The 8,295-nt window shown below is 70.0% G+C and carries 6 protein-coding genes; 1 reads left to right on the top strand and 5 read right to left on the bottom strand.

What is annotated here, in order from left to right; all coding sequences use genetic code 11:
- Window positions 1–126: 126 nt before the first annotated feature.
- Complete coding sequence (locus ACH4DZ_RS36935) at window positions 127–2,013, top strand: bifunctional sugar phosphate isomerase/epimerase/4-hydroxyphenylpyruvate dioxygenase family protein (RefSeq protein WP_398292774.1); 1,887 nt, start codon at window positions 127–129, stop codon at window positions 2,011–2,013.
- Between the two features lie 293 nt (window positions 2,014–2,306).
- Here the strand turns inward: ACH4DZ_RS36935 and ACH4DZ_RS36930 are convergent, their stop codons facing one another.
- The 5 genes from ACH4DZ_RS36930 to zwf are packed head-to-tail and all read right to left on the bottom strand — an operon-like array spanning window position 2,307 to window position 7,903.
- Window positions 2,307–2,894, bottom strand: a complete 588-nt coding sequence (locus ACH4DZ_RS36930; protein ID WP_398292771.1) for a histidine phosphatase family protein — start codon at window positions 2,892–2,894, stop codon at window positions 2,307–2,309.
- Between the two features lie 5 nt (window positions 2,895–2,899).
- Window positions 2,900–3,787, bottom strand: coding sequence for a phosphogluconate dehydrogenase (NAD(+)-dependent, decarboxylating) (gnd, locus tag ACH4DZ_RS36925; protein ID WP_398292769.1), 888 nt, complete (start codon window positions 3,785–3,787; stop codon window positions 2,900–2,902).
- A gap of 6 nt (window positions 3,788–3,793) precedes the next feature.
- Window positions 3,794–5,443 carry a glucose-6-phosphate isomerase gene (gene pgi, locus ACH4DZ_RS36920; RefSeq protein ID WP_398292767.1) on the bottom strand — a complete coding sequence of 550 codons (1,650 nt, stop codon included), beginning with the start codon at window positions 5,441–5,443 and terminating at the stop codon, window positions 3,794–3,796.
- On the bottom strand, window positions 5,436–6,368 hold the full coding sequence (opcA, locus tag ACH4DZ_RS36915; RefSeq protein WP_398292765.1) for a glucose-6-phosphate dehydrogenase assembly protein OpcA: 933 nt from the start codon (window positions 6,366–6,368) through the stop codon (window positions 5,436–5,438). Before opcA ends, pgi begins: the two co-directional genes overlap by 8 nt.
- Complete coding sequence (gene zwf, locus ACH4DZ_RS36910; RefSeq protein ID WP_398292823.1) at window positions 6,365–7,903, bottom strand: glucose-6-phosphate dehydrogenase; 1,539 nt, start codon at window positions 7,901–7,903, stop codon at window positions 6,365–6,367. Before zwf ends, opcA begins: the two co-directional genes overlap by 4 nt.
- Window positions 7,904–8,295: the final 392 nt, after the last annotated feature.

Below are 8,295 nucleotides of genomic sequence, written 5' to 3'. Positions count from 1 at the left end.
GACGGAGGAACTCCCACTCCTCATCGGACAGTTCATGTCGACGTATCACCCGACCATGATCCACTACTCAAGATCAATTGAAGACACGACCTAGTCCCTGCACGCCGGAATCCAAGGAGTAGCAACGTGCGTACTTCCATTGCCACTGTCTGTCTCAGTGGGGCCCTCACCGAGAAGCTCACCGCCGCTGCTCGGGCCGGTTTCGATGGGGTCGAGGTATTTGAGAACGATCTGTTGGCCAGTCCGCTGGCGCCGGAGGAGATTCGGGCGCGGTGTGCCGATCTCGGGCTGAGTATCGATCTCTATCAGCCGATGCGTGACATCGAGGCCGTGCCGCAGGACGAGTTCCAGCGCAATCTGCGCCGGGCCGAGCACAAGTTCCGGCTCATGGAGCGGCTCGGCGCGGACACCGTTCTGGTGTGCTCCAGCGTCTCGCCCCTCGCCGTCGACGACGACGCGCTCGCCGCCTTCCACCTGCGCCGCCTCGCCGAACTCGCCGACGGCTTCGGCATCCGCGTCGCCTACGAGGCCCTGGCGTGGGGCCGGCACGTGAGTACGTACGACCACGCCTGGCGCATCGTCGAGGCCGCCGACCACCCTGCGCTCGGCACCTGTCTGGACAGTTTCCACATCCTTGCCCGCAACTCCGACCCCAAGTCTCTCGAAGGGATCGCGGAGATCCCCGGCGAGAAGATCTTCTTCCTTCAGCTGGCCGACGCGCCGCTGATGGCGATGGACGTCCTGCAGTGGAGCCGCCACTACCGCTGCTTCCCCGGGCAGGGCGGCTTCGACATCGCCGGGCTCCTCCGGCAGGTCGTCAAGGCCGGGTATCAGGGGCCCCTCTCCCTCGAAGTCTTCAACGACGTCTTCCGGCAGGCCGAGGCCGGGCCGACCGCCTTCGACGCGCGGCGCTCGCTCCTCGTGCTGCAGGAGAGCGTCGGCCTCACCGCGCCGCCCGCGCCCGTCGTGCCGACCGGTATCGCCTTCGCCGAACTGGTCAGCCCCGACGTCGAACCGGTCTCGGAACTCCTCGAAGCACTCGGTTTCGCCCGGACCGCCCGGCACCGCGGCAAGCCGGTGGACCTGTGGCAGCAGGGCGAGGCGCGTGTGCTGCTCAACACGGGTCCGGGCGCCCGCCGCGACGGTACGCAACTCGCCGCCGTCGGGCTGGAATCACCGGACCCGGCGGGTGCGGCAAAGCGTGCCGAAGCACTGCTCGCCCCCGTGCTGCCGCGCCGCCGCACCCCCGAGGACGTGCCCCTGGACGCCGTCGCCGCACCCGACGGCACGGAACTCTTCTTCTGCGCCACCGGCCGCCCCGGACTGCCCGACTGGACGAGTGACTTCGACCCCACAGAGCCCGCGCAGTCCGTAGGGCCCGTAGGGCCCGTTGAGTCCGTTGAGTCCGTTGAGTCCGTTGAGTCCGTGCGGCCGGTCGGGCATTCGGCGGCCACCGCCGGTGGTGTCCACCGCATCGATCACCTCGCTCTCACCCAACCCTGGCACCAGTTCGACGAGGCCGCGCTCTTCCACCGCAGCGTTCTGGGGCTCGGCGCCCTGGAGAGTGTGGACGTCGCCGATCCGTACGGGCTTCTGCGCAGCCGGGCCGTCACCAATGCCGACGGCACCGTCCGTATCGCCCTCGGTGTCGGCCCGGCCCCGAGCGCCGACGACAGCGACCGGGCCCAGCACATCGCGCTCGCCACCGACGATCTCGTGACGGCGGCCCGCCGCTTCCGTGCCGCGGGTGGGCGGCTGCTGACCATCCCCGCCAACTACTACGACGACCTCGCGGCCAGGTACGAGTTCGCCGACGGCGAGCTGGAGACCTTCCGCGAACTCGGCATCCTCTACGACCGGGACGCGGAGGGCGCCTTCCGCCACTGCTACACGGAAACGATCGGCAGGGTCTTCTTCGAACTGGTCCAGCGCGACGCGGGCTACCGCGGCTACGGCGCGCAGAACGCTCCGGTGCGGCTGGCGGCGCAGCATGTACGTAGGCCCGTGCGCTGAAGTGGCGCCAGGCACCGCGCAGCGACGGTTGCCCGCCGGTGCGCGGTGCCTGGCGGGGTCGGCAGGTGCGTCAGCCGGCTGCGGGCCGGTGGGGGCGGGCCGCGCAGTTCCCCGCGCCCCCAAAAACCGGGGCTCCGCCCCTGCTTTTCCCCCTGCAGGGGCGCGGGGAACGGCGCACGCAACCCCCACCGGCCCGCAGTATTAGGGGCGCGGGGAACTGCGCGACCGGCCCCCACCGGGCCCGCAGGTGAAGGGGCGGGCGCGGGGGATGGCCCCGGTCCGAGGGGGGGACCCTACGGCTTGGCGTTCCACTCCGCGAGGACGGGGCGCCCATGCTCCAGCGAGAGCCGGCTCACCGTAGCCGTGTCCAGCCGGAACAGCCGCCCGTCAGACGCGGGCAGCCCGAGCCGGCGCGCGGTCAGGACGCGCAGGAAGTGCGAGTGGGCCACAAGGACCACGTCACCCTCGTCGAGCGCCTTCGCCGCGTGCGCGAGCACCCGGTCGGCCCGTTCGCCCACCTCGACGGGCGACTCGCCCGTGTGCCCGTCCGGGCCGGGCGGTACCCCGTCGTTCCACAGGTACCAGTCGGGACGGGTGCGGTGGATGTCGACGGTCTTGACGCCTTCGTACGCCCCGTAGTTCCACTCGTGCAGATCGGGGTCGACGACGGCCCCGGTCAGACCCGCCAGCTCCGCGGTCCGTATCGCGCGCTGGAGCGGACTGGTGAGCACGAGGGCGCAGGACCGCCCGGCGAAGAGCGGGACGAGGGACTTCGCCTGTTCCTCGCCGTGGGGGGTGAGGGGCAGGTCGGTCCAGCTGGTGTGCTGCCCCGACCGGCTCCACTCGGTCTCGCCGTGCCGGACGAGAAGAAGATCGCCCATGACTCCTACTTCGCGGACTCGACGGCGTGGCCGCCGAACTGGTTGCGCAGTGCCGCGATCATCTTCATCTGCGGCGAGTCGTCCTGCCGGGACGCGAACCGGGCGAACAGCGACGCGGTGATCGCGGGCAGCGGTACCGCGTTGTCGATGGCCGCCTCGACGGTCCAGCGGCCCTCTCCGGAGTCCTGCGCGAAGCCGCGCAGCCGCTCCAGGTGCTCGTCCTCGTCCAGCGCGTTGACCGCCAGGTCGAGCAGCCAGGAACGGATCACCGTGCCCTCCTGCCAGGAACGGAAGACCTCGCGCACATCGGTGACCGAGTCGACGGCCTGGAGGAGCTCCCAGCCCTCGGCGTAGGCCTGCATCATGGCGTACTCGATGCCGTTGTGGACCATCTTGGAGAAGTGCCCGGCGCCGACCTTGCCCGCGTGCACGAACCCTGCGTCACCCTCGGGCTTGAGGGCGTCGAAGACCGGCTGGACCTTGGCGATGTGCTCGGCGTCGCCGCCGACCATCAGCGCGTAGCCGTTCTGCAGGCCCCACACACCGCCCGAGACGCCGGCGTCGACGAAGCCGATGCCCTTGGCCGCCAGCTCCTCGGAGTGCTTCTCGTCGTCCGTCCAGCGCGAGTTGCCGCCGTCCACGACCACGTCACCGGGCTCAAGGAGGTCACCGAGTTCGTCGATGATGCCCTGGGTCGCGGCACCGGCGGGAACCATCACCCACACCACCCGCGGACCTTCGAGCTTGCCCACCAGCTCGGTCAGGCTGCTCACGTCGGCGAGCTCCGGGTCGCGGTCGTAGCCGATGACGGTGTGGCCCGCGCGGCGGATGCGCTCGCGCATGTTGCCGCCCATCTTGCCGAGACCGATGAGACCAAGCTGCGTCGCAGTCATGTCAGTTCACTTCTTCCGGAGAGTGCGGTACGTGGCCACGAGGGCGCTGGTGGAGGAGTCGAGGCCGGGAACGTCGGCGTCTTCGGTGAGGGCGGGCTCGACGCGCTTGGCGAGGACCTTGCCGAGTTCGACGCCCCACTGGTCGAAGGAGTCGATGTGCCAGATCGCGCCCTGTACGAACACCTTGTGCTCGTAGAGGGCGATCAGCTGGCCGAGGACCGAGGGCGTCAGCTCGCGGGCGAGGATCGTGGTCGTCGGGTGGTTGCCCTGGAACGTCTTGTGCGCCACCAGTTCCTCGGCCACGCCCTCCGCCCGCACCTCCTGGGGCGTCCTGCCGAAGGCCAGCGCCTGGCCCTGGGCGAAGAGGTTCGCCATCAACAGGTCGTGCTGGGCCGCGAGTTCGCCGCCCAGCTCGGCGACCGGGTTGACGAAACCGATCAGATCGGCCGGGATCGTCTTCGTGCCCTGGTGGATCAACTGGTAGTAGGCGTGCTGCCCGTTGGTGCCGGGCGTGCCCCAGACGACCGGGCCGGTCTGCCACTCGACGGGGTGTCCGTCGCGGTCCACGGACTTGCCGTTGGACTCCATGTCCAACTGCTGGAGATAGGCCGTGAACTTGGAGAGGTAGTGCGAGTACGGCAGCACCGCGTGCGACTGCGCGTCGAAGAAGTTGCCGTACCAGACGCCCAACAGGCCGAGCAGCAAAGGCACGTTGGACTCGGCGGGCGCGGTGCGGAAGTGCTCGTCGACGAGGTGGAAGCCGTCGAGCAGCTCCCGGAAGCGGTCCGGACCGATCGCGATCATCAGCGACAGGCCGATCGCGGAGTCGAACGAGTACCGGCCGCCGACCCAGTCCCAGAACTCGAACATGTTGGCCGTGTCGATGCCGAAGTCCGCGACCTTCTCCGCGTTCGTCGACAGCGCCACGAAGTGCTTCGCCACGGCCGCCGGTTCGTCGCCGAGTCCGGCGAGCAGCCACGACCGCGCAGAGGTCGCGTTGGTGATCGTCTCGATGGTGGTGAAGGTCTTCGAGGCGATGATGAAGAGCGTCTCGGCCGGGTCCAGGTCCCGCACGGCCTCGTGCAGGTCGGCCCCGTCGACGTTCGACACGAACCGGACCGTCAGACCCCGGTCGGTGAAGGCGCGCAGCGCGTCGTACGCCATCGCCGGGCCCAGGTCGGAGCCGCCGATGCCGATGTTGACGACCGCGCGGATGCGCTTGCCGGTGTGGCCGGTCCACTTGCCGGAGCGGACCTGCTCGGCGAAGCCGGCCATCCGGTCGAGCACGGCGTGCACCTTCGGTACGACGTTCTCGCCGTCGACCTCCACGACCGCGTCACGCGGAGCGCGCAGCGCGGTGTGCAGGACCGCCCGGTCCTCGGTCGTGTTGATCCGCTCACCGCGGAACATCGCGTCGCGCAGACCGAACACATCGGTGGCGGTGGCGAGTTCCTGGAGCAGCGCGAGCGTCTCGTCGGTGATCAGGTGCTTCGAGTAGTCGATGTGCAGGTCGCCCACGCGCACGGTGTAGCGCCCTGCGCGCTCCGGGTCCGTCGCGAACAGCTCGCGCAGGTGCGCGTGCAGGAACGGCCCGGCCCGGTGGTCCTCCAGAGCGGTCCACTCGGGGCGGCGGGTGAGCTTCGGTGAGTCAGACACGGCTCTCCCTCTGGGCGTCGTCCCCGCGCAGGGCGACGGCGTACATCTCGTCCGCGTCGAGCCGCCGCAGTTCCTCGGCGATCAGCTCGGAGGTGCTGCGGACCTTCAGCGCGAGGGTGCGCGAGGGCTGGCCCGGCAGGGACAGCGTCGCGAGGGGGCCCTCGGGGCGGTCGATGACGATCTCGCCGCTCTCGGTGCCGAGCTTCACGGCGGTGACCACGGGCCCCGCGGTGACGACCCGCTCGACCGAGACCTGGAGACGGGCCTCCAGCCAGCGGGCCAGCAGTTCGGCGCTCGGGTTCTCGGCCTCGCTCTCGACGGCGGCCGAGGTGATCTTCGTGCGGGCCTGGTCGAGGGCGGCGGCGAGCATGGAACGCCACGGCGTGAGCCGGGTCCAGGCCAGGTCGGTGTCGCCCGGCGCGTACGCGGCGGCACGTGCCTCCAGGGCCTCCAACGGGGTCTCCACGGCGTACATGTCCGTGATCCGGCGCTGCGCGAGGGCGCCCAGCGGGTCCTTCACCGGGACCTCCGGCGCGTCCACCGGCCACCAGACGACGACCGGCGCGTCGGGCAGCAGCAGCGGCAGGACCACCGAGTCGGCGTGGTCGGACACCTCCCCGTACAGCCGCAGGATGACCGTCTCGCCGGTGCCGGCGTCCGCGCCGACCCGTACCTCGGCGTCGAGGTGGCTGTTCGTGCGGTCGCGCGGAGTGCGGGCGTGCCGCTTGATGACGACCAGGGTGCGCGAGGGGTGCTCGTGGGAGGCCTCCTCGGCCGCCTTGATCGAGTCGTACGCGTTCTCCTCGTCCGTCACGATGACCATCGTCAGGACCATGCCCACGGCTGGCGTGCCGATGGCGCGGCGACCCTGCACGAGGGCCTTGTTGATCTTGCTTGCCGTGGTGTCGGTCAGGTCGATCTTCATGGCCTGCGCCAGCTCCGTCCGTCTCGTGCGAGCATCTCGTCGGCTTCCCCGGGACCCCAGGTGCCCGAGGCGTACTGCGCGGGTTTGCCGTGCGTGTCCCAGTAGCCCTCGATCGGGTCGAGGATCTTCCAGGACTCTTCCACCTCCTGGTGGCGGGGGAAGAGGTTGGCGTCGCCGAGCAGTACATCCAGGATCAGGCGTTCGTACGCCTCCGGGCTGGACTCCGTGAACGACTCGCCGTACGCGAAGTCCATCGACACGTCCCGGATCTCCATCGACGTACCCGGCACCTTCGATCCGAAGCGCACCGTCATGCCCTCGTCGGGCTGGACGCGGATGACGATCGCGTTCGCGCCGAGTTCCTCGGTGGCGGTGGAGTCGAAGGGGGAGTGCGGGGCGCGCTGGAAGACGACCGCGATCTCGGTGACACGGCGGCCGAGACGCTTGCCGGTGCGCAGGTAGAAGGGGACGCCCGCCCAGCGGCGGTTGTCGACCTCCAGCTTGACGGCCGCGTACGTGTCGGTCGTCGACCCGGGGTCGATGCCGTCCTCGTCGAGGTAGCCGCGCACCTTCTCGCCGCCCTGCCAGCCCGTCGCGTACTGGCCGCGGACCGTGTGCTCGCCCAGGTCCTGGGGCAGCTTCACGGACTTGAGGACCTTGAGCTTCTCGGTGAGCAGCGAGTCGGCGTCGAAGGCGATGGGCTCCTCCATCGCGGTGAGCGCCATCAGCTGCAGCAGGTGGTTCTGGATGACGTCACGGGCCGAGCCGATGCCGTCGTAGTAGCCCGCACGGCCTCCGATGCCGATGTCCTCGGCCATCGTGATCTGTACGTGGTCCACGTACGACCGGTTCCAGATGGGCTCGTACATCTGATTGGCGAAGCGGAGCGCCAGGATGTTCTGGACGGTCTCCTTGCCGAGGTAATGGTCGATCCGGAACACCTGCTCCGGGTCGAACACCTCGTGCACCACCCGGTTCAGCTCGCGCGCGCTCTTGAGGTCGCGGCCGAACGGCTTCTCGATCACCCCGCGCCGCCATGAGCCGGCGGGCGCCTCGGCCAGCCCGTGCTTCTTGAGCTGCTTGACCACCTTGGGGAAGAACTTCGGCGGTACGGAGAGGTAGAAGGCGTAGTTGCCGCTCGTGCCCCGGGACTTGTCCAACTCGTCCACTGCGGCGCGCAGTTGCTCGAACGCCTGGTCGTCGTCGAAGTCACCCGGGATGAACCGCATGCCCTCGGCGAGCTGCTGCCAGACCTCCTCGCGGAACTCGGTGCGCGCGTGGTCGCGGACCGAGTCGTGCACGATCTGGGCGAAGTCCTCGTCCTCCCAGTCGCGCCGTGCGAAGCCGACGAGTGAGAAGCCGGGCGGCAGCAGGCCGCGGTTGGCCAGGTCGTAGACGGCCGGCATGAGCTTCTTGCGGGACAGGTCGCCGGTCACCCCGAAGATGACCAGCCCGGAGGGCCCGGCGATCTTCGGCAGACGGCGGTCCTGGGGGTCACGGAGGGGATTGACCCACCCGTCGGCGTGTTCCAGCACCTCGGCGAGCGACTGCGGCGCGAGATCGGCGGCGGTGGCGTCGGCGCCCACGGCGGCGGCCGGTGCCGAGGCTTCCGCGGCGTCGGCAGCCTTCGCCCGGCCGGACACGGCCTTCTCGGCACCGCCGGCACGCTTGGCACCCGCACCCTTGCCGACGCCCGCAGTCTTCGCAGTCTTCTTGGTGCCGGCGGTCTTCGTGGCCCCCGCAGCTTTCTTGGTGCTGGCGGCCTTGGTGACGCCCGAAGTCTTCTTGGCGCCCGCAGCCCTCGTAGAGCCGGCGGCCTTCTTGCTGCCCGCGGCCTTGGCGGCACCCGCAGTCTTGGCGGCATCCGCGGCATCCGCGGCACCCGCAGTCTTCGCGGCGCTCGCGGGCTTCCCGGCGGCAGCAGGCT

It is taken from the genome of Streptomyces sp. NPDC017991 (genome assembly GCF_044328075.1).
GTDB lineage: Bacteria > Actinomycetota > Actinomycetes > Streptomycetales > Streptomycetaceae > Streptomyces.
This window is presented reverse-complemented; position numbering and strand designations above follow the sequence as displayed.